The following is a 1898-nucleotide window of genomic DNA, read 5'->3' as shown; positions in this document are numbered from 1 at the left end:
TCAACTTCCAAGCAATCAACCCTCACGTAGGGCAACCCACTTGAATTTTAGGAGAGCCCTGATTGAACAGTGGCATGCGCAGATGGGGCCCACCTTCATCTACATGCACCACTACTGCTACGGACTGATGAAGACCAACAGGGCCACCCTGTTTGCGCTCGACCAGGCCACCCGAACGTTCTACCTGCGTGATGCCGTGGCGGAGTTCGACTTCGTGATTGCGCGGGCCGCGCCCGACTTCTACCTGCTGCCGGAGATCCTGACGAGAAAGGGCGAGAACCTCATTCGGCTCGGGCTGGGTGAGGCCGGCCTACTTGACTTGGAGCGAGCCATCGAACTCAAGCGGGACTACTGGCCAGCGTACGCGCATATCAGCGACTTCCACAAGAGCAAGGGCGACCTCAGGGCCGCGCGTGAGTGGCTGCAACAGGGGCTCGCGGAGTCGCCCGACTCGAAGGGGCTGCTGCGCAGGCTCGCCGAACTCGACGTGGCGGAGCAAACGCGGCGAGGTGGAGCCAACAAGCGATGAGGGTTTGGCCCGGCGGCACGTGCAGTAACACACTGTGACGGGCTTGCCGGTGGCGCGTGCAAGAATCGAAAGAATGGTCGGCGAGCCCCTTCGAGAACCCACAATGCGACGCGTGATTCCTCTAACTCTGTGCATGCTCGCGGCGGCGCTAACGGCGTGTGGCGGTAGTGAGTCGTCGGACGGCGTGGACGGGGGATCTGCACCAGCGCCTGCACCAGCGCCTGCACCAGCGCCTGCACCAGCGCCTGCACCTGCACCTGCGCCTGCACCTGCACCTGCGCCTGCACCTGCACCTGCACCTGCACCTGCACCTGCACCTGCACCTGCACCTGCACCTGCACCGTCGGAAGCGGCGATGCCGACGTGGCGGCAAGGTCAGGCGGTGGGTGAGTGGCGGCAAGTACCTGGCAGCGCGTTGTCGGCTGCTCCAATCGCTGTGCCCACCTATCCAAGCATCGGTTACACCGGGCCGTTGTCCAAGGTGGGCGCTTGGACAGGGTTCGCGATTGACACTCGTGATTCGTCGTTGTACTCAGCTGCCAACGGTGGTCATATGGACTATGCTGGCAACGAGGTCAACCGCCTCCGCTTGATGGACAACGCTCCCCGATGGACTGAGCCCCGTGCAGCCACGCCGGTGACTCAGGTCCGAACCAACGCGGCACACTATGCCGATGGCCGACCGACCGCGCGCCACACGTATTACGGTGCGCTAGTCAACGAGGTGCGCAATCGCACCATGTTGGTCAGCGGGGCCCGCTTTGGCGACGGCTACAACCTGTTCAGCGTCGATGGCTTCAACCTGGCGTCCAACGACTGGGATTCGGCACGTACGTTCCCCGATGCGCCCGCCGAACTTGGCCCTGGCAATGGCCCCGCGGTGGTCGATCACAAGGCCTCAGGAGACATCTATGCGTTCTCCTACTACTACGTGCTGCGCTGGAGCAATGCTAGCAACACGTGGACGAGGCTGCATTCCAACACGTCAGTCTACGGACAGTACGCGGCGACCGCGGTGGACACCAAGCGAAACCGCGTTTTCGTCCTTGGCGGAACGGGGGGGGATCGCGCAATCTTGGACATTGCCACCAACTCGATCGTGAACGTGACCCTCACCGGAGCCAATGCCGCATCGGTCATGGGTGATGGAAACGGGATGGTGTACGACCCGAACCTGGACGCGTTTCTGGTCCAGAAGGGGGGTGCTGGCGGCACGATCTACCGCATCAACGCGCAGACCTTCGCAGTCGATACGCTGGCGACCCAGTCCGGCGCCAGTATCCCATCGGCCCAGAACGGCGTGTGGCGCCGCTTCCTCTACGTGCCGCAGCTCAAGGGTGTTGCCTATATCCCGACCTACTCCGGCAAC

2 protein-coding genes are annotated in these 1898 nt (G+C 63.1%); both read left to right on the top strand.

The window, feature by feature from the left end; translation table 11 throughout:
• A partial coding sequence (locus D9C15_RS33025) for a tetratricopeptide repeat protein (RefSeq protein ID WP_205854980.1) occupies window positions 1-529 on the top strand: 529 nt, incomplete at its 5' end.
• 553 nt (window positions 530-1082) lie between these two features.
• Window positions 1083-1898 (top strand): hypothetical protein (locus D9C15_RS33660; RefSeq protein ID WP_164886975.1); only part of this gene is annotated, 816 nt, incomplete at its 3' end.

Source organism: Piscinibacter defluvii (assembly GCF_004011805.1).
GTDB classification, from domain to species: Bacteria; Pseudomonadota; Gammaproteobacteria; order Burkholderiales; family Burkholderiaceae_C; genus Piscinibacter; species Piscinibacter defluvii.
Note: the sequence above shows the minus strand (reverse complement) of the source record. Positions and strands in the feature narration are given on the sequence as shown.